Genomic DNA, 22,564 nt, shown 5'->3' on the forward strand with positions numbered 1-22,564 from the left:
GAGGTCCTCGGCGAACTCCAGACTTTACTCGCCACCTGGACCGGCGCTTGCCACGTATGCCACCAAACGCATGAACCTCATGACACTTCGTAACATAACAAAGCACTACTAAGGCGAGGGAGACGACCTGACCGACGGGCTGATGAGAGATCGCGATGGCCCACCATGATGCCCGCCCACACCCCTAAACGCGCAGTGCTGTCAGCCGGTCGGTGGCCTCATGGGGTGTCAGGTCGGCGCCCCGCTGGTAGGCGGTGTCGTAGTCGGTGCGGCCGAGCCGTTCCGCGAGCACCTCAGCAAGGGAACGCAGTTCGGTGTCGCCATGGTCGAAGGTGCCACGGATGGCCTGGCTCAGGCCGAGCGCGGTGGCCGCGCCGGCCGGATCGCCCTCCAGGAACAGCAGCCGCGCCAGGAGGTGAGCGGCCGAGGGAGCGTCCATGATCGCTTGCGCGGCGTGGACGGCGCGGGGCAGCAGTTCGCGGGCGCGTACGGCGTTCCCGGCGGTGAGGAGGTTGGCCACCCGAGCGGGGAGCAGTCGATTGTCGGCGCTCTCGGCCGCCAGGGGCAGCTTGCGGGTGAGCGTCTCCATCCGGTCGAGTTCTTGATCGGCGCGTTCGACCTCTCCGGAGCGGCGGTACAGCTCGGCCAGGACGCCGAGAACCTCGATCTCCAGCACCGGCTGGCCACACTGCCAGGCCGCTCGTTCGGCGGTCTCGATGTCGTGTCGGGCGCCGGTCAAGTCGCCTGCGCGCATGCGTTCGGTGGCGAGCCCGAGCCGGGTCGAGACCTCGTCCTGCGAGCCGAGGTTGGTGGCGATCGCGATGCTGTCCTCGTAGGCGGCGATCGCCTGGTCGTGGTCACCGGCGATGGCGTGGATCTGCGCCAGGCCGTACAGCGCTTTCGCCGCCCACCAGCGATCGCCCACCTCCTCGAACGCGTGCAACGCCGTGGTCATCGCGGTCGCGGAGCTCTCCCCGTCGCCCCGTTCGCGATACCGCATGGCTTCGATCATGAAGGTGCAGGCGATCGCCCAGCGGTCCGAGCCGCCGCGCACCCGGGCGATCTCCTGGTCGGCCAGCTCATCCAGCCCGAGCAGCGGCGCCATCACCAGCACGATCGTCAGCAGCATCGGGTAACGCCGCAGCGCGCCCGTGCGCACGCAGTCGTCGATGAGCGCGCGCAGCCGTTCGGGGTCGGTGAGCGGCCCGCCCTCGATGCTCACCAGGTGAATTGCCGTGAACGCGGCCCGGGCGTCCGCGGGCAGCGCGTCGCCGAACTCGGCGACCTTGGCCACGTAGACCTCGGCGCGGGTGTCGTAGCGGTGCATGATCCAGTACCAGTACAGCGGCCCGAGAATCCGGGCGGCGCCCGAGGCGTCGCCGCTGTCGTTGGCCGTTTGCAGGGCGTACATCAGGTTGTCGTGCTCGGCCTGGAACAGCCGCAGCGACTCCGCCTGCTTGTCCGAGCGCAGCAGCGGCTCGTGTTCCTCGGCCAGGTCGGCGAAGTGCCGCGTGAGCCCGCGCAGGACGGCTTCGGTCTCCCCCTCGAGCCGGAGCTTTCCCGCCGCATGGGCCCGGATGGTTTCCAGCATCCGGTAGCCGTCGCCGGCCCGCTCCACGATGGACTTGTCGACCAGGGAGTCCAGGAGGTAGACGACCTCGTCCGCGGGAAGCGCCCCATCCGAATCCGCACAGACCGCCTCGATCGCGGCGATACCGGTACGCGCCGGAAATATCGACATCCGGCGGGCCAGTGTGCGCTCTTGTGAGGTGAGGAGGTCCCAGCTCCATTCGATGACCGCATGGAGGGTCTGCTGGCGGGGCTGGGCGGTCCGGTTGCCGGTGCTGAGCAGCCGGAAGCGGTCATCCAGCCGCCGGGCGATCTGCTCGGCGCTCATGGTCCGCAGTCGCGCCGCGGCCAGCTCCAGAGCCAGCGGCAACCCGTCCAGCCGGCGCACGATGTCCACGATCGGGGCCGCGGTGGTCGCGTCCAGGACAAAGCTGGGCTGTACGGCTGCCGCCCGGTCGAGGAACAGCCGCACCGCGGCCGCTGCGGAGGCACGATCGGGATCCGCGTGCGCCGGGGGGAGGTCGAGCGGGCCGAGGCGGCACAGCGTCTCCCCCATGACCTCGAGCGGCTCTCGGCTCGTGGCCAGGATGGTCAGGTACGGCTGGCGCTCCAGCAGCTGTCCGGCGAGCTCAGCGGCGGGTTCGGAGATCTGTTCGCAGTTGTCCAGCACCAGCACGCCCTCACCACCGGCGAGCAGGTTGACCACCCGCTCCAGCGGCGTGCCGGACGGCTGGGCTGCGGCGACGCTGAGCGAGCCCAGCACCGCCTCCAGCAGCCCGTCGGCCGTGTCCACCGCGGCCAGGGAGACGAGCCAGACCCGGCCGCGCCGATGGGCCCGATGCCGGCTCACCGCATCCACGGCCAGCCGGGTCTTGCCCACGCCCCCTGGACCCACGACGGTGACCAGCCGGGAGGTCTCCAGCAACCCGGCCAGCAACCTCAACTCGTCCTCCCGGCCGACGAAGCTGGTCAGCTGGGCCGGCAGACGGCCTCGCACCGCCTCCGGCCGGACCTGTTCCGCCTCGGGGATCTCCAGCTCACCCCGCAGCACGGCGAGATGCGTCTTGCGCAACTCCTCGGAGGGGTCGACGCCCAGCTCCTCGGCGAGCGTGCCGCGGACCTCCTCGAACACGGCCAGCGCATCGGACTGGCGGCCCACCGCATGCAAGGCCCGCATCCGCAGCCCGGCCAGCCGTTCCCGCAGCGGATGCTCAGCGGCCGCCGCCTCCACATCGGCCAGGATCTCGCCATGGCGCCCAAGCCGCAGCTCCGCCTCGAAACGGTCTTCGGCGGCCCCGACGCGCAGTTCGTCCAGGCGCGCGCCAGCCGTACCGGCGAAAGGAATGTCGCGCACGTCGGCCAGCGCGTCTCCCCGCCACATCGCCAGCGCCTCGTCCAGCAGCGAGGCCGCCCGCTGCACAGCGCCCGCGGCCAGTTCGCGACCGCCCCGCTTCGCCAGCTCCTCGAACCGGACCGCGTCGACCTGCTCGCTGCGCAGGCGCAGGCGATACCCGCCGGCCACCGTCTCCACGACCCCGGCCCCGGCCAGGGCCTTGCGCAGCCGATGCACCAGCGCGTGCAACGCGTTGACGGTGCCTCCGGAGGAGTGTTCCCCCCACAGGCCGTCGAGCAGCGAATCGACCGACACCACTTCGTTCCCGGCCAGTGCCAGCCTGGCCAGCAGCGCGCGAACCCTGGTGCCGCCCAGGTCGATCGGCGCGCCGTCGTCGGCATACGCCAGAACCGGCCCCAGCACCTCAATCCGCATGCCCGACAGGCTATCCGGTGGGCTGAAAGCGCCTTACAGCGAGCCGGTGCCGGATGGAAGAGGGATATAAGAGGCCTGTCAGAGCTGCCGGACATCGTGGAGGACGTCACGAAGAAACATCCCGAAAGGCAGTGCGATGGCAACCAACGAGAACGTGCAGCAGGTGCTCGACTGGGCCGTGGCCGAGGTCGGCATCCCCGGCATCGTGGCCGAGGTCAAGGATGGGGACCGGACCTGGTTCGGCACCGCCGGCGTGGCCGACATCCAGACAGCCCGCCGCCGCGAACCCGGGGAACAGTTCACCACCGGCAGCGCCGCCAAGGCGTTCACTGCCGCCGCGATGCTGACCCTGGAGGCCGAGGGCAGGCTGAGCCTCACCGACACCGTGGAGCAGTGGCTGCCTGGCGTGGTGCGAGGCAACGGCAACGACGGCCGTCAGATCACCATCGGGCAGTTGCTCACCCACACCAGCGGCCTGGGGATCACCGGCCTGAGCGTCGAGATCGCGCGCAAGTACCACACCCGGCCCGGGTTCGCAGCGCATCGCTACGACGTCTGGACCGTCGAGGAGTTGCTGAAGCTCCAGATGGCCATCCCGCCGTTGTATGCGCCAGGTACGGCCTTCGCCTACAGCAACGGCGGCTACCACCTCGCCGGGGCGATCATCGAGAAGGCGACAGGGCATAGCTACGAGGAGGAGGTCGACCGGACGGTCGTCCAGCCGCTCGGACTGACCGGCACCTACGCGCGGCCCTTCGACGAGCAGCGGTTCCGAGGACCGCACGCCAGGATCTATACCAGGCAGTTCATCAAGGACGGCATCGACCCTGCAAGCCTCACGCCCGACAACTACGAGTCCCTCATGGAAGGCCCCGACTCCGATCCGGTCGACGTCACCGACAGGACCATCTGGGGGTGGGCCGCCGGCGGCGTCGTTTCGACCACCAGCGACATGCTCCGGTTCACCAACGCGATGATCACCGGCTCGCTATTGCCGCCCGCGCAGCATCGCACGATGTGGAACACGGGCCCCACCAGGGACTGGATGCCCAACACCCGCTACGGCACCGGGGTGAGTCAATGGGCGCTGGCCGACGGCCGCACGCTCCACATCGTGGCCGGAGTCGAGCTCGGCACCGCCACTTTCGCCATGGGCACTCCGGACGCCCGACGCCTGGTCTCGGTGAACATCAACTGCGACTGGAACTGGTACCCGGTCTGCAGCCAGGTCGCCGAGGCGGCGTTCGGCTCGCCCTTCCTCCCGCCTCAGTAACGCCTGCTGACATCGCCCGGGCGTGCCGGCGGCCGCGCTGCCCGTCCGGGCGATCGCCTACCGCACGGAGCATGGCCGGCAGCCCTGCGCCAACTTGCCCTCCAGGCACTGGCCCCCGTTATCGCCCAAGCACTCGGCTTCCACGACAAGACCGCCACCCGCGTCGCCGCCGAAGCCGGAACACCCTGGAGCCGCTACGCCCCCGGCGACCACTCACCGTGACCTGCCAACGTCCCAGCCAGAACACAGACCACTCAGTCAACGGGCCTTACCAGTATCAACCCCGATCCTGCTCCGCCGTGTCACCAGCGGCCGCTAACCACGACATGCATGCCAAGAGTATTGAAAGGCGATCACCCATGAAGGCAAAAATCCTCCGCGCCGCCACCTGCCTGCTCGTGTCCAGTTCCGGGCGGGCGGCCCGGATGTCCTTCAGCCTCAACGTGTCGTCGGGGTGGATCATGATCCACCCCGAGTGACCATGCCTGGGCGCGGGATGGTGCGGTGTGTCGAAGCCGGCGATTACTTGATCTTGCGGGTGTAGACGACGTGGTCCACCAGGCGTTCCTTCTTGCCGGGTGCGGTGAAGTAGAGGTCGACGGTCGGCTTCTCGCCGAGGGTGATGACGGTGCGCATCGGGATGGATTTGCCGAGGTAGCGCGAGCCCAGGATGCCGGGGTCGGTGAACGCGACAAAGACGATGATCCAAATTGCGGTCATGGGATGGGCGGCGGCCTGCTCCGCCCAGCCAGGGAGGATGTCCTACCGGTGAGGAACAGGGCTGCGTGGAGAAGATCGTCGTAGTGGCTGTCCCCAGATGTGATCGCGATGGTCGGTGCGAGTCCCGGCGGTGATAGGGCGCCTTGCAACGTGCCCGAGTCCGGATTGATCAGCAGTGGTCCTGCCAGCACCGGCCAGTGCTGCTCCCGGGCGTGCATGGCAACGCTCGTGGCGAGGCTCCCGCCGATGCCCTCGCCACCTATCAGCAGGCGGTTGGGGTCGGCCCCGAGTTCGGTGGCGTGCTCGGCGGACCATTCCACGACCATCACGCCATCGTGGAGACCAGCGGGGAGGCGGCGGTGGGAGGCCGCGATCACCATCAGGCCCGCACGCAGGCACAGGCCTTGGCACAGCCGGTCCGCGCGATCGATGCTCCCCGCGGGGAAGAGCACCAGGAGCGGGTGTCCATCGGGTTCGATGGGCCGGTGCAGCCGGGCCCGCAGCGGCCCGGCTTGGCCGCGGAGACGAAGATCGGCCGCCGTGTGTGACGGTGGTGTCATGCTCGAAGGCTGGCAGCGGGCCGGGTGAGAAGGGAAAGGCCGGATGCGCATCACGGTCGTGCGCATCGGGCATAACCGTGTGGTCAGGCCTTCCGCGCGGTGGAGTTTTCGTGCGGGGCTATGAAGGACGCCAGCTGGTCGATCGCGTCTGCCGCCTCGGGCAGGAAGCTCCAGTAGAGCTGGAAGACGTGGGCCGCGACAGGGTAGAGCTCCAGTTGGGCGTCGACACCGTATCCGCGGGCGTGCTCGGCGAGGCGGCGGGCATCCGTCGTCCGGGGATCCCCGGTGCCCGCCTGGATGAGCATCGGCGGCAGGCCGGTCAGGTCGGTCGTCAGCGGGTTGAGCAGGGGATCGTCGTCGGCTGCGTATCCGCCGAGATAGGCGTCGGTGAACCTGCGCAGTTGCACGCTCGGCATCACCGGCTGTGATGGGTCCTCCTGCGGACCGGGCGTGGGTTCGTGGCTGCCGGTGAGGTCCACCCAGGGGCACATCAACGCTGCCCTGCCGGGCATGGGCAGGCCGCGCTCGCGCAGGCTGATCAGGAGGGAGAGGGCCAGCCCGGCGCCTGAGGAGTCGCCGGCCACGGTCACCTCCTCCGGGCGAGTTCCCGAATCGAGCAGCCACTGGAAGGTGCTCAGGGCATCTTCCACGGCGGCGGGGAAGGGGTGCTCGGGAGCCAGCCGGTACTCAGGCAGCAAGATCCCCGATGAGGCGGCCGCGGCCAGCCTGCCCGCCAGGGGGCGGTAGCCGTACGCCGATCCGGCCACATAACCCCCGCCATGCAGGAACAGCACCGTCGGCGACGGCTGTTTCGGCCGCGGCGTCAGCCAGAGGCAGGCCACGCCGCCCGCGTTGACCGGCCGGATGTCCACCTCCGGCGGAGCTTCGAACGGTGATTGGAGCGCTTCGTACCCGCTGCGCAACTCTTGGATGTCGGCGTCGGCCGCGGCGATCTGGCTGCCCTCCCAGAGCCGCGCGATCCGTCCGGCGTGTTCGCCGCCCACCGATCGGGTGACGGAGATCGCCTCGTCCAGGTCGTCGAGTAGCTGCCGGGCGCGGTCGAGCAGGGCCTCTCCGGCGAGAGTGAGCTCCACTCGGTGTGTGGAGCGCCGGAGCAGGTCGCACCCGAGCAGCCGTTCCAGCATGCGGATCTGACGGCTCAGCGCGGGCTGAGAGATGTAGAGCCGACTCGCCGCCCTGCCGAAGTTGAGCTCCTCCGCGACCACGATGAACCCGCGCAGGTGCCGTAGTTCGACGGCGTCCGGGGTTTGGAAGGACAGTACGGAGGCTTCATGCGCCTGGTCAGCCATGGCGACCAGTATCGGGCATTCGGTATGCCATGCCGACCACGCATCACGGTCATGCATGCTCGGCCTTTCCCTCGACGGCCGGCCCCGTGCCAGCCTCATCGTCGGGACTTCGGGAGCCCACCGCCGTAATCGACCTTACGAATCCGCTGGAGTTGACATGCAGAACCTTACGAACCAGACCGCTCTGGTAACCGGGGCCTCCCGGGGGATCGGCCGGGCCGTCGCGCAGCGGCTGGCGGCCGCGGGTGCGCTGGTGGCCGTGCATTACGGCAGCAACGAGCAGGCGGCGCTGGAGACCGTGCAGCTGATCGAGAAGGACGGCGGGCGGGCCTTCCCCATCCGGGCCGAGTTGGGCGTGCCCGGTGACGTGGACGCCCTGTTCGCCGCGCTGGAGGCGGGCCTGGCCGCGTGGACCGGTCAGGTGCGGCTGGACATCCTGGTCAACAACGCGGCCATCAACGCCGGAGGGCCGATCGAGGCCATCACTCCGGAGGCGTTCGATCGGCTGATCGCGATCAACACCAAGGCGCCGCTGTTCATCATCCAGCGGGCGCTGCCGCTGCTCAGCGATGGCGGCCGGATCGTCAACGTGACCACCGCGGCCACCAGGATCGCGATGCCCGAGGCGCCGTACGCGATGAGCAAGGTCGGCGTCGAGGTACTCTCCCGGTCCCTGGCCCAGCAGGTGGGCGGGCGCGGCATCACTGTCAACGCGGTGGCGCCGGGGCCGACGGTCACCGACATGAACCCGTGGATGCTCGGCAAGCCCGAGGTCCAGCAGATGGTCGGCACCGGCAACGCCATCCCCCGCGTCGGGCAGCCCGACGACATCGCCGACGTGGTCGCCTTCCTGGCCTCCGAGGCCGGCCGCTGGGTGACCGGCCAGGTCATCGACGCCTCCGGCGGCTGCTTCCTCGGCCCCCGTATCTGAACTGTCAGCGGGTTGTCAGTACCTGCCACCAGCCTCGGACCTGTTCCAACAAGCCACTCACACATCGGACAAACACCATCATGAAGACCAAGATTCTTGCCCTCAGCCTTGTCGCCGTCGTGGGGGCCGCCGCCCCGGCGTTCGCCGACACCGGTGATGCGAAGGTTGTCGCCGCGCTGGACACGGTGGCCAAGCCGCTCACGCACGACCTGGACGCCTTCGGCGCGATGGTGGGTGACGCGCAGGTGGTCGGCGTCGGTGAGGCCACGCACAGCACCGCCGACTTCTACACCCTCAACCAGCGGCTGTTGCGCTACCTGGTCACCGAGAAGGGCTTCACCACCTTCGCCCGGGAGCTGAGCTGGAGCACCGGCGTGCGGCTCAACGACTACGTCCTGTACGGCAAGGGCGACCCGCGTGCGATCTTCCACGACGAGGTCAAGGGCCCCTACGACCTGTTCGACAACCGCGAGTTCCTCGCCCTGGTCGAGTGGATGCGCGCCTACAACACCACCCACCCCGACAAGGTCCAGTTCATGGGCGCCGACCTGCTCTACCCCGGCGACCTCCTGTTCGACAAGGTCCTCGGCTACGTCAAGCAGCACCACCCGGATCTGCTGCCGCAGTTCACCAAGCTGTATGACGGGTTGCGGCCGGCCACGAAGAACGCGGGCGAATACATGGTCCAGGCGATGGCCGTACCCCTGAAAGAACGGCAGGATCGGGCACAGCGCGCCACCCGGGCGCTGAAGCTGCTGCAGAAGCAGGGCGCGGACCGGTGGGTGGTGCAGCACGCCCGTGCGCTGTCGCTGACCTTCACCGACTTCGCCTTCGACCAGGCCACCGCCGAAGGCCGCCGCCAGGCCGCGGTCTACCGCGACAGCGTGCTGGCCGACAACGTGGCCTGGTGGAACAAGACCACCGGGCACAAGATCCAGGTGTCGGGACTGAACGCGCACCTCAGCTACACCCCGATCGACACGACCTTCGTTCCCGCGCCGATGGGCGGCGTGCTGCGCAAGCGGCTCGGCGACCGGTTCGTCACCGTCGGCACCAGCTTCGACCAGGGCGGCTACAACTTCACCATCGAAAAGGGTGAATGCCCGAAAGACGCCAAGCCCGCCGAACGGCCCCTGACCTGCAAGGGCCACGTCGACGCCGCCCCCGCCGGCTACAACGAGTACGTCCTGGACCAGGTCCGCTACCGCGACTTCCTCCTCGACACCCGCACCGCGCCGGCCGCCGCCAAGGCATGGCTGTCACAGGCTCACGAAACCCGGCTGATCGGCGGCGGCTTCTGGTCACCCGACCAGGCAACCAAGGCCGCCCTCGGCCGCTCCTTCGACGTGCTGATCCACTTCCACCAGGTCAAGGCCGCCGCCCTCCTGCCATGAGAGCCTTCACCCACCACCGCGTCTGGCCTTCGCGGTGGTGGGCTTCCACTGCTCCTGGCTATCAACCTCGTGACACTGTTCGCGAGATTCACAGATCGAGGTCCGCGTGCTCGAACGTCTGGAAATGGAAGCCTTCCTCACCCTGGCCGAGGAACTCCACTTCAGCAGGACCGCCGAACGCCTGCAGGTCACTCCCGGCCGGATCAGCCAGACCATCAAGAAACTGGAACGCCGGCTCGGCGGCCCGCTGTTCGAACGCACCAGCCGCCAAGTGACGCTCACCCCACTTGGCGAACACTTCCGCGACGAACTGCTACCCGGCTACCAGCAGATCCAGAACGCCGTCACCAACACGCGCGCCGCCGCGGACGGGCTCACCGGGGTACTTCGCGTCAGCTTCACCACCTCTTGGAACGGCAACCTGCTGCTGTGCGCCGTTGACGAGTTCAACTCGCGCTACCCCGGCTGCATCGTGGAAATCTACGAGGAGACCCTCCACGCCGCCTTCGAGATGCTCCGCACGGGCGAGGTCGATCTGCTGGTGGGAGAGGTCTTCTTCACCGATGGGTCCGATATCACCGTCGGGCCCACGGTCTTCTCCTCGCCGCGGGCCCTCGTGGTCCCCGCCGATCATCTCCTGGCCGCCCGGGAAACGGTCTCCGTGGAGGACTTCGCGCTCGCCCCGCTGATCAGGCCCGGCGGATTCCCCGGGAAACTCCTTGACCGCAACTACCCGCAACGCACTCCTTCCGGACGCCCCGTCCCGTCCGGCTCCATCGCCTACGGCTGGCAGGAGATGCTCACCCTGATCGGCGCCGACAAGGGCGTCACCATCGTCTCCCTCGAAGGGGCGAACTTCTACGGACGTTCCGACGTCGCGTTCGTCCCCTTCCACGACGCACCGCCCATCGACTACGCGCTGATGTGGCGCACCGGCCAGGACACCGCCACCGTCCAGGCCTTCGTGAGCGCCACCCTCGAGGTGGTCGACGCCAGAACGCTCGATCCTCACTCAGACGCTAAGGGGCCGAGGTGGACGGGAGGAGGTGGGCGGAACAGCGCTCGGGAGTGAGTGGAGCGGGTGTTCAGGCGTTCGTCTAACGGTCGCTTGACGAACGCTAACAGGGCGCGCCGCCGGATCCGGGGTCTCTGGACGCCGCGTCCGATTCAAGTGTTCATTCATCGATCTCAACGCCAAGATCCGTACCGCCAGCGGTGGCCGCCGCTCTGTCGACAACCTGGTCCTCACCGTCCTGGACCGGCAGCGAGCCGGTGAGAAGGTAGGTGTACCCGATTGGCTCGACCTTGTGGAGGCCGACCTGGGTGAGGTGGCTCGCGACGATTTCGCCGCCATGGAAGCCGGGCAATGGATGATTCCGGCCCCTGACGCGTTCGGCTCGCAATTCACCCGCGAACAGACCCAGGAGCACGTCACCGACCTGGGCTTCGACCTGACCAGCCTCGAGACGCGCACCGTCACCGGCCTGGTCGCCGGTTCAACCGCAGATCAGGCAGGCATTCGGGAGGGCGACGTGATACTCGAGGCTCCAGCCGGTTCCGAGATCGCCAAGAGCTCGGGAGAGGAGATCACTCTCATGCTCCAACGCGCAGACGCGACCTTACAGGTGATCTATGCTCCGCGCGGCAAGACAGTGCCCTCTTACCGATGGACGCCCGCGTGATCAGCTGATCCGTGCTCCTCGCACACGTGTTCCTTCCCAGGTGGGTGTTCTGAGGCGGGTCCCGCTCGAACGCAGGTTCGTGGTGTGTGCTGGAGTTGTGCGCGTGATCAGGGCGGCGGCTTCGACCGTTGCGGGGCGTTGTCGTGGCTGGTTCGCCGTCACCGGTGGGCGGAGGTCTTTCCCGTCATTCCGGCGGCGATCTTGTGTCGCCGATGACGGTGACCCGTCCGCGGTGACAGGGCATGTGCCCGGCCTGCACCCAGACGTCCTTACCGTCCGGATAAAGGTAGTTCGGGTCAAACGTGGTGGGAGCGCAGGGTGAAGCCGCCGTCCACGGCCAGGATGGCGCCGGTGATGAACGCCGCCTCGTCCGAGGCGAGGAAGAGGGCGGCGTTGGCCACGTCCTGGCTGGTGCCCTGGTGGCCCATGGGGACCATCGCAGCGCGGCGGGCCGCCACCTCCGCGCGGTCCACGCCACCTGCGCGGGCGACGGCGTCGACGCCCATGGGGGTGTCCATCATGCCGGGTGCGACGCAGTTCACCCGTACGCCGTGGGGCGCGTACTCGAGTGCGAGGCTGCGGGTCATGGAGTGGACCGCGGCTTTGGAGGTGGTGTAGGCGATGGTCTCGCCGCCGGCGAGCAGCCCGGCCATGGAGGAGATGTTGACGATGGCTCCGCTTCCTCGTTCCCGCATGTGCGGCAGGAGGTATTTGCAGGTCATCCACATTCCGGTGAGGTTGACCTCGAAGCCACGGCGCCAGCTGTCCGCGGGGAGGTCCTCGGTTCGCCCGGCGGGCACGATGCCGACGTTGTTGTGCAGGATGTCGATGTGTCCCAGGCTCGCCAGGGCCGCATCGAGGATGGCCGCGCAATCGGATTCGACGGTGATGTCGGCCCGGTGCGCCGTCGCCGTGCCGCCTTCCTGGCGGACCAGCTCCGCCGTTTCCTCGGCTGAGTCGAGGTCGCGGTCGACGACCAGGACCTGGGCGCCTTCTCGGGCGAAGAGCAGCGCGACGGCCCGGCCGTTTCCGGTCGTGGCGCCGGGTGTCTGCCCACCGCCGACGATCACCGCGGTCCTGCCTGCCAGCCGTCCGGTCATCGATTGTCCTCCTTGTTGTCCTCGCGTCGCTCGGTGACGATGTCGTTGATGAGGAACTCGAAGGCCGAGGCCACCGGGAAGCCCGCGTAGTAGGCGAGCTGGCGGGCCATCTCCTGGAGTTGTCCCTCGTCCAGGTCGCCGCTGTCGAGAGCGGCGTGGAGATGGAAAGGGGTGATGCGTTCCCGGCCGAGCATCGCCAGGACGGTGAGGGTGATCAGCCGCCGGTCACGGACCGAGAGCCCCGGTCGCTCCCACACATCGGCGAAGACCGTCTTGACGCACAGATCGCCGAGCGATTCGCCCTGCCCGTCGGTGGCTGCTGGTTCGCACATCACTTTCTCGTAGGCGGCCTTGCCCTGGTGGATGAGGTGCGCGAAGGGGTCGCCCTTCTCCCGGGGCTGGGCTGGTGTGGTGCTCACCAGGTGACCGGCAGGTCTTCGAGCCCGTACGTGAGCGCCTGGTCGTGGAAGCGCAGCTCCTTCTCCTTCACGGACAGCCGCAGTCCCGGAATGCGCTGGAAGAGCGCGGGCCAGGCGACCCGCATCTCGACGCGGGAGAGGTTCTGGCCCAGGCACTGGTGGATGCCGAACCCGAACCCGATGTGCCGGCGCTCGACCCGGGTGATGTCCAGTTGCTCGGGCGCGGCGAAGACGGCCGGGTCGCGGTTGGCGGCGGGCAGGTTGCAGATGACGCCTTCTCCGGCCCGGATGAGCACTCCGCCGATCTCGGTGTCCTGGATGGCGACCCTGCGCGGCTCGGTCTGCACCATGCTCCAGTAACGCATCATCTCCTCGACGCAGGTGGCCGCGTGCCTCGCGGGGTCCGAGAGCAGGATGTCGCGCTGCCCGGGCTCCCTGAGCAGGGCGAGGATGCCGAGACCGATCATGTTGGCGGTGGTCTCGTGACCGGCGCCGATCACCAGCATGCCCAGCCTGACGGCCTGGTCGAAGGTAAGGTCGCCGCCTGCGACATGGACGTTGACCAGCCGCGACAGCAGCGACTCGTCCGGGTCGCGGCGCTTGCGTTCCGTGTGGTCGGTGAGGTTGGCGTGCAGCGCCTGCTGGGCCGCCAGTTTCTCCTCGTGCGGGGCGTTCAGCTGGACGAGCTTCTTGGAGGACTCGTGAACGGTGTGGCGCTCCTCATAGGGGACGCCGAGCACGTCGCAGATGACGACGGTGGGCAGGGCCAGGGCGAAGTGCTCGATCAGGTCCACCGGTCGCGGCATGGTCACCAGGTCGTCGATGAGCTTGCCGGTGAGTTCGGCGATCCGCGGCCGTAGCGCCTCGGAACGCTTGGCGGTGAAGTCCGGGTTGAGGATGCGGCGGATGGGCAGGTGCTCATCGCCATCCTTGCGGAAGAAGATGCCGCCTTCTACCTGCGGCTGGGCGCTGCTGGTGTTCGGGAAGCCGGGGTTGGTGACGTCCGCGCTGAATCGGTCGGTGGCGCTGAGAACCTGCCGTACCTGCTCGTGGCGTGTGATCAGCCACGGAGTGCTGCCGTTCCAGATCCTCACCCTGCGAGGGGCGCCATCCTCACGGAACTCGGTGGCGAGGTCCGGCGGGGCGTACGGACATCCGCGCCGTAGCGGGAAGTCGGGAGCGGCTGTGTGATCGGTGGTGGTCGTCATGCGGTTCCTTTCCCGGACGTCAGGCGGCTGCGCCGGTGAGGGCTTCGTCCCAGGCTGCGTGGGATGCGACGAGTGCGCGAAGGGAGCGGAGCGGGCGGACCATGTTCACGCCCAGCGCGGCGGTGACGCGTCCTTGTCTCCCGTACAGCGCGGTGAACTTCCGCTCCTCGATGCTTCCCTCGACGACACGCATCCGATCGGCGCCGCGCGTCCGGCCGTGGATCTGGATCTTGAGGTTGTACTGGTCTGACCAGACGTAGGGCACGGTGACGAAGGGCGTGGCGGCCTCGGGTCCTGCGAGGATGTTGCGCGCCACGGCAAGACCCTGTTCGGAGGCGTTCGTACGGTGCTCGACGCGCAGGCGCTCGCCGGAGACCGGGTCGGGCCAGGAGGCCACGTCGCCGGCGGCCCACACGTTGCCGCCCGCGTGGAGGGTGGTATCGCACTCGACGCCGTCGCCGACGGGGATCCCGCTTGCGGCGAGCCATTCGATGTTGGGCCGGGCTCCGATGCCGACGACGACGGCGCCCGCCTCGATGGTGCGCCCGTCGGCGAGCCGCACCCCTGTGGCATGGCGGCCGTCGGTGACGACGCACTCGACCGGCGCCCCTGTCACGACCGACACACCGTGTTCACGGTGCACGTCCGTCAGCATGGCCCCGATGCCGGGGCCGACCGCGTCGGCGAGCGGCACCTCCTGGTCGGTCACCATGGTGACCTCACAACCCAGACCGCGGGCGACGGCGGCTGCCTCCGCGCCGATGAATCCGCCGCCGACGATCGCCAGACGGGGGCGTTCGCTCAGCGACTTCTTCAGCGCGAGCGCATCGTCCAGGGTGCGCAGCACATGGACGCCTTCGATGCCGTCGCTCCCGCGTAGCCTTCGCGGACGAACGCCGGTTGCGACGACAAGGCCGTCGTAGCGGATCGGATCACCGGTTTCCAGATGGACCTCGCGGCAAGCCGGGTCCAGTCCTCGCGCCCGTACTCCAAGGTGGACCTCCACCTCGAGGTCGTCGTAGACCTCGGGCGAGCGCAACAGCAGCCGCTCGGCGGTCCAGTCACCGGCGAGAAGTTGTTTGGACAGCGGGGGCCGGTCGTAGGGAAAGTGCTTCTCCTGCCCTACGAGGACGAGCCGTCCGTCGAACCCGGAACGGCGCAGTCCTTCGACGGCGGCCAGGCCGGCGGCCGAGGCGCCGACGACCACGATGGCGCGCGGCGCGTTCATGCTCGCTCCCCCGTGGTGAGCTTCGCGAAGGCGCCAGAGGGCGGCGCGCCGTGGTCACTCATGCGTGCGTCTCGATCGCCGCAGCCGGGCAGACGGCCGCGGCGTCGCGAACCTTGTCGTGCTGGCCGGCCGGCGGCCGCGCGTCGAGCAGGACGACGACGCCGTCCTCGTCGCGCTGGTCGAACACGTCAGGGGCGGCCAGGACACACTGGCCGGCTCCGCAGCACTTGGCCTCATCGATGGTGATGTGCATGGATGCCTCCCATCCGGGGGCGCTCGGTGAACTAAACGAACGTAAATTTACGATCGTTTAGTTATGGATGACAAGCTGGTGACGTGTGAGATGAACCACTGCCCGACCAGGGCCTTTCCTGTGCGAGGCTGGAGGCATGCCCCACCGCGCCGACTCCTCCTCGCCTGCGCCAGGCTCCGCCGGACGGAGACCTCGCAATGCCCGTGGAGAGGGCGACAAACTGCGCGAGGAGATCATCGAGGCCGTGATCCGGCTCATCGCCGACGAGCGGCGCATGCGGCCCATGCCGCTGTCCCTGCGTGAGGTGGCGCGCGAGGCGGGCATCACCGCCCCCGCCATCTACCTGCATTTCGCCGACAAGGAAGAGCTCACCCGGGCCGCATTCAGCCGCCTCTTCGCGCGGCTCGTCGAGGTGATGGATCAGGCGGACGAAGAGGCGGCCGCTCGGCCGCCGGCCGGCCGGCTTGCGGCGGTGGCTCACGCCTACTGCCGATTCGCCGAGGAGCATCCGGCGAGCTTCCGGGTGATGTTCGCGGCCCCCGTCGCGGACGGCACGGCTCAGGTCGCCGAGCGCTGGCGCACGGCGGTCGCGCGACTGGCCGAGACGGGCATGCGCCTGACCCAGGCCCCCGAAACAGCGGCCATGTCGGTGTGGTCGTCGGTGCACGGGCGTCTCCTGCTGGACCGCTCCGCGAGCGGTCTGTGGCAACTCGGCGACGTGCACGCGTTCGTCGACGACCTCGCGCGATCACTCACCACCATTGACTGACACAACGGACTGGCTACGGGCGCGATGGCACGGAGCGCTCGTAAGCTTGCGCGAGGGAGGTGGCGATCGTGCCGGCAGAGCGCAGGCGTAGCCCGCGGGGGCAGGGTGACCAACTGCGCCGAGAGATCCTGGACGCGGTCAACCGCCTGCTCATCACCTGGGGCAGCGCGGAGAAACTCACGATCCGGGCCGTCGCCAAGGAGGTCGGAGTCGCGGCTCCGAGCATCTATCTGCACTTCAGCGACAAGCTCGAGCTCGTATGGTCGGCACTGGCCGACAAGTACGACGACCTGGCCGCGCAGATGGCCGCCGCCGACGCGAACGCCGGCGACGCCGATCCGCGGGAGCGATTGCGGGCGCAGGCCCGTGCCTACTGCCAGTTCGCACTGGACAATCCCGGCCACTACCGGCTCATGTTCGAGGTACGCCAGCCGCCGGCGGAGATGTCGAGGATCGGCTTGCATCCAGCGCGCCGGGTCTCGGGCCGGTTCCGCGCGGGGTTCACGCGTTGCCAGGAGGCCGGGGAGATGCTGTCTCTACCTGTGGAGCAGGCGGCGCTGACGTTGTGGGCCGGGCTGCACGGTCTCGTGGCGCTCAATCACAGCTTGTTCCTCGAAGCGTCGGTGGCGGACCTGACGCTGAATGTGGCCGATGGCCTCGTCGCCTCACTCGTCGCAGGGCCGGATGGTGCCGCCCACCTTCGCCCCGTCGCCACCGACACCGTCCGGCAGATCCGGGCACTCATGGCCGAGGACGATTCCGAGGCCGGCCAGTAGCCCTCCGACGCCGCGCGCCACAGCGATAGGGCGCCCTCAGCACGTCAAACCCGGTGTAGAGCACTCGAAGCCGAGAGGTACAGTCCTAAGTGAACTTAGTTAGGTGAGTGGGCGAGCTTTCGCCCGTCCCTCGGTCTGGAGGCTCCGATGCATATCTCCATCGACTTCGACAAGTGCTGCGGCGCCGGCCAGTGCGTGCTGGCCGCGCCCGACGTGTTCGATCAGCGGGACGAGGACGGCGTGGTCGTTCTCCTCGATGCCGAGCCGCCGAAGGACCAGCACGACAAGGTGCACGAGGCCGCGGCCGTGTGCCCGGCAGCCGCGATCCAGGTGCTCGTGGGAGACAACGCATGACACAGGACAAGGAGCGAGCCGGAGTAGTCGGCCTGGGCATGATCGGTGGTGGCGTGGCCGTCAGCCTCGCCCGCCGTGGCCGTGTCCCAGCCGTCTACGACGTTCGCGCCGATGCGGCGGACGGGCTCGCCGGCGTGCCCGCTGTGCTGGCCTCACCGGCCGAGGTCAGCGCGCACAGCGACGTCATCATGGTCGCCGTCGTCGACGCCGACCAGGCACGGCAGGTGATCGGCGGGCCGGATGGCCTGTTGTCGGCGGCCCGGCCCGGACAGACGATCGTGCTGCTGTCCACCGTCGCGGTGCCGGTCGTCCACGAGTTGGCGCGGCTGTGTGCCGAGCACGGGGTCGGATTCCTGGACTGCGGGGTCACCCCCGGCGACAAGGCTGCCCAGAACGGCATGGTCGCCATCCTCGGCGGTGACGAAGAGACGGCAGGCCGGGCGCTGCCCGTGCTCCGCGACTGGGCCAAGCAGGTCGTGCACTGCGGCCCGATCGGCGCGGGCATGGCCACGAAGATCGCCCGCAACGTCATCACGTACGGCAGTTGGCGCACCGTCGAGGAGGCCGCCGCGCTGGCCGAGGCGGCCGGCGTCGACCCGGCGCGGCTGGCCGAGGTGATCGACGCGGCCGACCCCGAGGGCCGGACGCTGCTGCAGTTGCTCCGCATGCGGGGTGACGACGGCGCCCTTCCCGAGGCCGTCGGATGCCAGGTGAGTCCGTTGATGACCAAGGACCTGGACGCGGCCCGCGACCTCGCCAGGACGCTCGGCGTGGACGCACCGCTGGTGGAGCTCACGCGCGCCCACGTGCCGCAGACCCTCGGCATGGAGACCGAACCGGCGGCGGCCGCCACGGACGTCCGCGCGCTCGGCCTGGCGATGGCTGACGAGGTCTACGGCCCCGGCTTCTCCCAAGGATTCGACGGGGAGAGCCATCCGTTCACGGACGCCACCGTCGACTTCCTCTTCGGCCAGGTCTGGAGCCGCCCCGGACTGTCCGTACGGGACCGGCGGCTGCTCACCCTCGGGGTCGCCGCGGCGGTCGGACGCGCCGACCTCATCCAGATCCAGGCCAAGGGAGCCCTGGTCAGCGGCGAGATCACGCCCGGCGAACTCCGCGAGGCCGTGCTGCAGCTCGCCGTCTACGTCGGCTGGTGCAAGGCCACCGCCACCCACACCGGCATCACCGCCGCCATCGAGGACTACACCAAGCAGGAGGAGAAATGACCGAGAACCTGGTCAGGCAGCCCGTCGTCCGCGAACCGAGGCGCCCGCTCGACCCGCCGCTGCTGTACACCCGGCTGCGCGAGGAACAGCCCATCGTCCGCGTACGGTTTCCCAACGGCCGGACCGGATGGCTGGTCACCCGGTTCGAGGAGGGCAGCCAGGTCTTCGGCGACCCGCGTATGGGCGCCAGACGTCCCCGCCACGACACTCCCGAAAGTGACGAACCGGGCAACGACGCGCCGTTCGACCCGGGCTTCGTCATGATGGACGAGCCGGACCACGGCATCTACCGGCGCATGCTCACCAGCCGGTTCACCCCCAAGTCGGTGCAGCAGAAGCTCCAGCCGTACCTCGACAAGATCGTCGAAGCGCACCTGGACACGATCGAGGCGGGGCCGCAGACGTTCGACTTCGTCCAGGCCATGGCGCTGCCGATCCCGTGCCTGGTGATCTGCGAGCTGCTCGGCGTCCCGTACGAGGACCGCGACGGCTTCCACCATGCCACCGAGGTCATGATGGACATGGGCAGGCCCCGCCAGGAGCGGGACAAGGGCGCGTACTGGCTGATCGACTACATCACGAAGCTGGTCGAGACCAAGCGCCGCACCGGCGCCACCGACGGCATCCTCGCCGAACTCATCGAACGGGCCGATGACGACGACTCGCCGCTCACGAACAAGCAGCTGATCGGAATGGGCGTCCTGCTGCTGTTCGCCGGGCACGACACCACGATGGCCATGATGGGGTTGTCCACACTGACCCTGCTCACCCACCCCGAGCAACGCAAGGACCTGCTCGAACACCCCGAGAGGATCGGTACGGCGATCGAGGAGCTGATGCGCTACCTCACCATCGTGCAGTTCGGCCTCGGCCGGGTCGCCAAGGAGGACCTGGAGATCGGCGGACAGCCGATCAAGCAGGGCGAACTCGTGGTGGTCGCCATGAACGCCGCCAACCGCGACCCGCGCGTCTTCGCCGACCCCGAGTCCCTGGACCTCGACCGCAAGATGGTCCGCCACCTCGGCTTCGGATACGGCGTGCACGCCTGCCTCGGCCAGAACGTCGCCCGCGCCGAGCTGAGGACGGTCCTGCCCAAGCTCTTCCAGCGCTTCCCCGGCCTGCGACTGGCCGTACCGCTCGAAGAAGTTCCCATGGACACCACGGGCACCAACTACGGGGTGCGCAAGCTCATGATCACCCGTTAGCGGCGCCCTCAGCCATGAACGCTAGTGCCGTAGCTGGTCACGTTTGCCGACAACTACCTGCCTGAGACACCGCGGCGGCTTCACCACCCATCTCTGGATCTTTAGACGCCCTTGATCGGGCGAGCAGCGCGATCCAGCCGTATAGCCGGGAAGGCGATCGAGTGCAGCAGCCTCAGAGTCATCCTGCGATCCTGTCGGATCCGAGCCTTCGAGCACAACAAAGCCCCAGATCAAACCCTGTAGCCAGTATTCGGCACCCACAGGCCCAGGCGCCGATCTTGCGCCGTCGTGTGCGGCTCGGTAGGCACGCGCTTGACAACGCGTTCGCGGAGCCTGGGAGGATGGTCGCGTGAATGGTCTGGAAGGGCGTATTGGCTCGCGAACGCTCCACGAGAGCGTATACAAACGACTTCGCGAGTTCATCCTCGACGGTGAGATAACGCCCGGCGACCGTCTCGACGAGAGACAGCTTTCCGCCATTCTCGGGGTCAGTCGAACGCCGATACGGGATGCGATGGGGCGGCTCGCGACGGAAGGGCTCATCGACTACCGGCCGCATCAAGGAAACTTCATCCGAGTTCTCACTCTCAAGGAGTTCGACGACCTCTACGTCGTCAGGGTGGAGCTTGAGTGCCTTGCCGTCAGGCTGGCAGCGGCAAGGGTCACTCCGGATTTTCTCGATCGCCTCGCGGGGATCGTCGATGACACCGAGCGAGCCGTGCGAGAAAACGACTTGACGGCGCTCGCGCACGCTGACCAGCGCATGCATCGATTCATCGTGGAAAGCGCGGACAACGTGGCATTGGCCGCGTCGCTCGACCGGATCGACACGCTGATCCGGCTCGGTCGCAGCCTCGCGAACCGGCAGCCGGAAATTCCGGACGTCACGGCCCGTCAGCGTCGTGCACTCCTGCGTGCCTTTCAGGAGTCTGACGTCGACGCGGCGACGAACGCGATGCGTGAACACATCGAAACCGTTCGCCGAGCGCTGGCTGGAGCGCTCACAGTCGATCGCGGATAACTCAGCAGGTCGCGGAGGTCTGGACCGCCCGCAGTTCTGACCTTGATCGGTCACGGATAGTCGAGAGGTGGTCGCTCGGCTGGGTCGGGCCGATCTACGCCGCCGTCTCGATCTTGTTGTCAAGCTGCTGGGCAGCCTGTCCACCCGGCAGTCGCGGCGGGCGGCGTCGGTTCTACGGGCCGAGGTGGGTTTTCTCCGCGAGATTGTGGTCGGGTGAGGCTGGCTGCTCGGTCTGGCGGCGCCAGGGCTAGGGCGAAGGTGAAGCAAGTCAGAAGGGCATGGGCATCGGCCCAGGGCCCACGCCGTGGCCGCCGGCTTCGACGGTGAGATCACGGGTCCACGCGGTTGGGCCGGACACCTGGAAAGTGCTCCTCGATCTGCGGTTATCGAGTGCTTGGCCGCCTTGATTATCCCAGGTCAGGGGCGCTTTCTTCATGGAGATGGGCTAGTCGATCAAGCTGCCGTGAATGCTTGATGCTGGGGTTCACAAGGCCCGGTTCGATACGGTGCGCACCTTGACATCTCTTGAATGGTATGTGGTACACAATACACCAGCCAGTCAGGAGGGCCGTGAGATGGCCAGAGTTGCGCTTATCGGGACCTACGACACCAAGGGATCCGAGTACCACTTCCTTCGAAAGACCCTCGAGACCGCCGGTGTTGACAGCCTGACTGTCGACGCCGGAGTCCTCACAGACAGCGCCGGCGTTGATATCGGCAACGCCGCTGTCGCGGATGCGGGTGGAAGTTCGCTCCAGGAGTTGCGCGCGCTGAACGATCGCGGCCGCGCGGTCGAGGTGATGGCCGCGGGTGCGCGCAAGCTCGTGCGAGACCTCGTGGACCAGGGGGTGATCCAGGGGGTGCTCGGGCTGGGCGGGACCGGCGGAACCACGCTCGTGACGACGGTGATGCGGGCGTTGCCGATCGGCTTTCCCAAGGTCATGGTGTCGACGGTCGCCGCCGGAGACACCCGCCAGTACTTCGGCACGAGTGACATCACGATGATGTACTCCGTTGTCGACATCGCGGGCCTGAACTCGGTTTCGCTGCCGATTCTCGCCAACGCCGCCGGCGCGATCGCGGGCATGGTCCAGGTCAAGGCGACCGACGCTCCGTCTGGCAGACCGGTTGTGGCGGCGACGATGTTCGGCGTGACCACGCCGGCCGTACAGACTGCCCGGGCCCGGCTGGAGTCACACGGTTACGAGGTTCTGGTCTTCCACGCCACCGGCGTAGGAGGCGCGTCGATGGAAAGCCTCATCGAATCGGGCATGATCGCGGGCGTCCTCGACCTCACCACCACGGAGCTGGCCGACGAGCTGGTTGGAGGAGTCTTCTCCGCGGGCTCGACCCGGTTGACGGCGGCAGGGCGAGCCGGCATTCCGCAGGTGGTCAGCTTCGGGGCCCTCGACATGGTCAACTTCGGGCCGAAGGATTCGGTCCCGGCCGAGTTCCGCGAGCGCACGCTCCACGTGCACAACGCCTCCGTCACTCTCATGCGAACCACCGTCGACGAGTCACGCACACTCGGCCGCAGGATTGCGGAGCGCCTGAACACCGCGCAGGGGCCGGTGACCGCCGTGATCCCACTCCAGGGAGTCTCGGCCATCGATATGGCCGGCCAGCCGTTCCACGACCCGGAGGCGGACACGGCCTTGTTCGGCGGGTTCGAAGCGAACGTGTCGCCCCGGGTCACGGTGGTGAAGCGGCATGCGCACATCAATGACCCCGACCTGGCCACGGAAATGGCCGACCTTCTCCATCAGCAGATTCTCAATTCGTCAGGAGAACAGTGAGC

General features: G+C 68.3%; 21 protein-coding genes. 12 read left to right on the plus strand and 9 right to left on the minus strand.

Annotation, left to right across the window (positions count from 1 at the left end; translation table 11 throughout):
• Positions 1 to 184: 184 nt before the first annotated feature.
• Positions 185 to 3,337 (minus strand): AfsR/SARP family transcriptional regulator, encoded by a 3,153-nt coding sequence (locus ACFPZ3_RS57275; RefSeq protein WP_379522887.1) that lies wholly within the window; start codon positions 3,335 to 3,337, stop codon positions 185 to 187.
• Between the two features lie 136 nt (positions 3,338 to 3,473).
• On the opposite strand from ACFPZ3_RS57275, the gene ACFPZ3_RS57280 reads away from it, so the two are divergent.
• Positions 3,474 to 4,610 carry a serine hydrolase domain-containing protein gene (locus ACFPZ3_RS57280; RefSeq protein WP_379522888.1) on the plus strand — a complete coding sequence of 379 codons (1,137 nt, stop codon included), beginning with the start codon at positions 3,474 to 3,476 and terminating at the stop codon, positions 4,608 to 4,610.
• Positions 4,611 to 5,132: 522 nt separating this feature from the next.
• On the opposite strand, the gene ACFPZ3_RS57285 is transcribed toward ACFPZ3_RS57280, so the two are convergent.
• The 3 genes from ACFPZ3_RS57285 to ACFPZ3_RS57295 form a co-directional block, all read right to left on the minus strand.
• On the minus strand, positions 5,133 to 5,330 hold the full coding sequence (locus ACFPZ3_RS57285; RefSeq protein WP_379522889.1) for a hypothetical protein: 198 nt from the start codon (positions 5,328 to 5,330) through the stop codon (positions 5,133 to 5,135).
• Entirely contained in the window at positions 5,327 to 5,890 is a 564-nt protein-coding gene (locus tag ACFPZ3_RS57290) for an alpha/beta hydrolase (protein ID WP_379522890.1), read from the minus strand. Before ACFPZ3_RS57290 ends, ACFPZ3_RS57285 begins: the two co-directional genes overlap by 4 nt.
• An 83-nt stretch (positions 5,891 to 5,973) precedes the next feature.
• Positions 5,974 to 7,200, minus strand: coding sequence for an alpha/beta hydrolase fold domain-containing protein (locus ACFPZ3_RS57295; RefSeq protein ID WP_379522891.1), 1,227 nt, complete (start codon positions 7,198 to 7,200; stop codon positions 5,974 to 5,976).
• A gap of 157 nt (positions 7,201 to 7,357) precedes the next feature.
• On the opposite strand from ACFPZ3_RS57295, the gene ACFPZ3_RS57300 reads away from it, so the two are divergent.
• The 4 genes from ACFPZ3_RS57300 to ACFPZ3_RS57315 all read left to right on the plus strand — a co-directional run bounded on the left by ACFPZ3_RS57300 (position 7,358) and on the right by ACFPZ3_RS57315 (position 11,207).
• The gene (locus ACFPZ3_RS57300) at positions 7,358 to 8,131 is read left to right on the plus strand and encodes an SDR family oxidoreductase (protein ID WP_379522892.1); all 774 of its coding nucleotides are present in this window, start codon (positions 7,358 to 7,360) and stop codon (positions 8,129 to 8,131) included.
• An 80-nt stretch (positions 8,132 to 8,211) separates the two neighbouring features.
• Complete coding sequence (locus tag ACFPZ3_RS57305; protein ID WP_379522893.1) at positions 8,212 to 9,525, plus strand: erythromycin esterase family protein; 1,314 nt, start codon at positions 8,212 to 8,214, stop codon at positions 9,523 to 9,525.
• Between the two features lie 106 nt (positions 9,526 to 9,631).
• Positions 9,632 to 10,597 carry a LysR family transcriptional regulator gene (locus tag ACFPZ3_RS57310; RefSeq protein WP_379522894.1) on the plus strand — a complete coding sequence of 322 codons (966 nt, stop codon included), beginning with the start codon at positions 9,632 to 9,634 and terminating at the stop codon, positions 10,595 to 10,597.
• A 235-nt stretch (positions 10,598 to 10,832) separates the two neighbouring features.
• Positions 10,833 to 11,207: a hypothetical protein gene (locus ACFPZ3_RS57315; RefSeq protein WP_379522895.1), complete on the plus strand. Its 375-nt coding sequence runs from the start codon at positions 10,833 to 10,835 to the stop codon at positions 11,205 to 11,207.
• 296 nt (positions 11,208 to 11,503) lie between these two features.
• Here ACFPZ3_RS57315 and ACFPZ3_RS57320 read toward each other — a convergent pair whose 3' ends face one another.
• From ACFPZ3_RS57320 to ACFPZ3_RS57340, 5 genes are read right to left on the minus strand one after another with little or no spacing between them, the layout of a single operon-like run.
• Positions 11,504 to 12,307, minus strand: coding sequence for an SDR family NAD(P)-dependent oxidoreductase (locus ACFPZ3_RS57320; RefSeq protein ID WP_379522896.1), 804 nt, complete (start codon positions 12,305 to 12,307; stop codon positions 11,504 to 11,506).
• Positions 12,304 to 12,726 (minus strand): carboxymuconolactone decarboxylase family protein, encoded by a 423-nt coding sequence (locus ACFPZ3_RS57325; protein ID WP_379522897.1) that lies wholly within the window; start codon positions 12,724 to 12,726, stop codon positions 12,304 to 12,306. Before ACFPZ3_RS57325 ends, ACFPZ3_RS57320 begins: the two co-directional genes overlap by 4 nt.
• Positions 12,723 to 13,934 (minus strand): cytochrome P450, encoded by a 1,212-nt coding sequence (locus ACFPZ3_RS57330; RefSeq protein WP_379522898.1) that lies wholly within the window; start codon positions 13,932 to 13,934, stop codon positions 12,723 to 12,725. Before ACFPZ3_RS57330 ends, ACFPZ3_RS57325 begins: the two co-directional genes overlap by 4 nt.
• Positions 13,935 to 13,953: 19 nt before the next feature.
• The gene (locus tag ACFPZ3_RS57335; RefSeq protein ID WP_379522899.1) at positions 13,954 to 15,162 is read right to left on the minus strand and encodes an NAD(P)/FAD-dependent oxidoreductase; all 1,209 of its coding nucleotides are present in this window, start codon (positions 15,160 to 15,162) and stop codon (positions 13,954 to 13,956) included.
• Between the two features lie 58 nt (positions 15,163 to 15,220).
• Positions 15,221 to 15,415 (minus strand): ferredoxin, encoded by a 195-nt coding sequence (locus tag ACFPZ3_RS57340; protein WP_379522900.1) that lies wholly within the window; start codon positions 15,413 to 15,415, stop codon positions 15,221 to 15,223.
• 136 nt (positions 15,416 to 15,551) lie between these two features.
• Here ACFPZ3_RS57340 and ACFPZ3_RS57345 point away from each other — a divergent pair, with 136 nt between their 5' ends.
• From ACFPZ3_RS57345 to ACFPZ3_RS57375, 7 genes are all read left to right on the plus strand, one after another.
• Positions 15,552 to 16,184, plus strand: coding sequence for a TetR/AcrR family transcriptional regulator (locus ACFPZ3_RS57345; protein ID WP_379522901.1), 633 nt, complete (start codon positions 15,552 to 15,554; stop codon positions 16,182 to 16,184).
• A 68-nt stretch (positions 16,185 to 16,252) separates the two neighbouring features.
• Positions 16,253 to 16,960, plus strand: coding sequence for a TetR/AcrR family transcriptional regulator (locus ACFPZ3_RS57350; protein ID WP_379522902.1), 708 nt, complete (start codon positions 16,253 to 16,255; stop codon positions 16,958 to 16,960).
• A gap of 147 nt (positions 16,961 to 17,107) precedes the next feature.
• Positions 17,108 to 17,314: a ferredoxin gene (locus ACFPZ3_RS57355; RefSeq protein ID WP_379522903.1), complete on the plus strand. Its 207-nt coding sequence runs from the start codon at positions 17,108 to 17,110 to the stop codon at positions 17,312 to 17,314.
• On the plus strand, positions 17,311 to 18,540 hold the full coding sequence (locus tag ACFPZ3_RS57360; protein ID WP_379522904.1) for an NAD(P)-binding domain-containing protein: 1,230 nt from the start codon (positions 17,311 to 17,313) through the stop codon (positions 18,538 to 18,540). Before ACFPZ3_RS57355 ends, ACFPZ3_RS57360 begins: the two co-directional genes overlap by 4 nt.
• Entirely contained in the window at positions 18,537 to 19,745 is a 1,209-nt protein-coding gene (locus ACFPZ3_RS57365; RefSeq protein WP_379522905.1) for a cytochrome P450, read from the plus strand. Before ACFPZ3_RS57360 ends, ACFPZ3_RS57365 begins: the two co-directional genes overlap by 4 nt.
• Positions 19,746 to 20,094: 349 nt before the next feature.
• Complete coding sequence (locus ACFPZ3_RS57370; RefSeq protein ID WP_379522906.1) at positions 20,095 to 20,766, plus strand: GntR family transcriptional regulator; 672 nt, start codon at positions 20,095 to 20,097, stop codon at positions 20,764 to 20,766.
• A 575-nt stretch (positions 20,767 to 21,341) separates the two neighbouring features.
• A complete protein-coding gene (locus ACFPZ3_RS57375) occupies positions 21,342 to 22,562 on the plus strand; it encodes a Tm-1-like ATP-binding domain-containing protein (protein WP_379522907.1) in 1,221 nt (406 codons plus the stop codon).
• Positions 22,563 to 22,564: the final 2 nt, after the last annotated feature.

Source organism: Nonomuraea insulae, from assembly GCF_042656245.1.

Excerpts from the sequence above, each read along its gene's own strand:
- ACFPZ3_RS57320 (WP_379522896.1), bottom strand. The coding sequence starts at position 12,307 with ATGACCGGACGGCTGGCAGGCAGGACCGCGGTGATCGTCGGCGGTGGG.
- ACFPZ3_RS57335 (WP_379522899.1), bottom strand. The coding sequence starts at position 15,162 with ATGAACGCGCCGCGCGCCATCGTGGTCGTCGGCGCCTCGGCCGCCGGC.
- ACFPZ3_RS57300 (WP_379522892.1), top strand. The coding sequence starts at position 7,358 with ATGCAGAACCTTACGAACCAGACCGCTCTGGTAACCGGGGCCTCCCGG.
- ACFPZ3_RS57305 (WP_379522893.1), top strand. The coding sequence starts at position 8,212 with ATGAAGACCAAGATTCTTGCCCTCAGCCTTGTCGCCGTCGTGGGGGCC.
- ACFPZ3_RS57295 (WP_379522891.1), bottom strand. The coding sequence starts at position 7,200 with ATGGCTGACCAGGCGCATGAAGCCTCCGTACTGTCCTTCCAAACCCCG.
- ACFPZ3_RS57360 (WP_379522904.1), top strand. The coding sequence starts at position 17,311 with ATGACACAGGACAAGGAGCGAGCCGGAGTAGTCGGCCTGGGCATGATC.
- ACFPZ3_RS57365 (WP_379522905.1), top strand. The coding sequence starts at position 18,537 with ATGACCGAGAACCTGGTCAGGCAGCCCGTCGTCCGCGAACCGAGGCGC.
- ACFPZ3_RS57290 (WP_379522890.1), bottom strand. The coding sequence starts at position 5,890 with ATGACACCACCGTCACACACGGCGGCCGATCTTCGTCTCCGCGGCCAA.
- ACFPZ3_RS57275 (WP_379522887.1), bottom strand. The coding sequence starts at position 3,337 with ATGCGGATTGAGGTGCTGGGGCCGGTTCTGGCGTATGCCGACGACGGC.
- ACFPZ3_RS57330 (WP_379522898.1), bottom strand. The coding sequence starts at position 13,934 with ATGACGACCACCACCGATCACACAGCCGCTCCCGACTTCCCGCTACGG.
- ACFPZ3_RS57285 (WP_379522889.1), bottom strand. The coding sequence starts at position 5,330 with ATGACCGCAATTTGGATCATCGTCTTTGTCGCGTTCACCGACCCCGGC.
- ACFPZ3_RS57280 (WP_379522888.1), top strand. The coding sequence starts at position 3,474 with ATGGCAACCAACGAGAACGTGCAGCAGGTGCTCGACTGGGCCGTGGCC.
- ACFPZ3_RS57375 (WP_379522907.1), top strand. The coding sequence starts at position 21,342 with ATGGCCAGAGTTGCGCTTATCGGGACCTACGACACCAAGGGATCCGAG.
- ACFPZ3_RS57355 (WP_379522903.1), top strand. The coding sequence starts at position 17,108 with ATGCATATCTCCATCGACTTCGACAAGTGCTGCGGCGCCGGCCAGTGC.
- ACFPZ3_RS57345 (WP_379522901.1), top strand. The coding sequence starts at position 15,552 with ATGCCCCACCGCGCCGACTCCTCCTCGCCTGCGCCAGGCTCCGCCGGA.
- ACFPZ3_RS57340 (WP_379522900.1), bottom strand. The coding sequence starts at position 15,415 with ATGCACATCACCATCGATGAGGCCAAGTGCTGCGGAGCCGGCCAGTGT.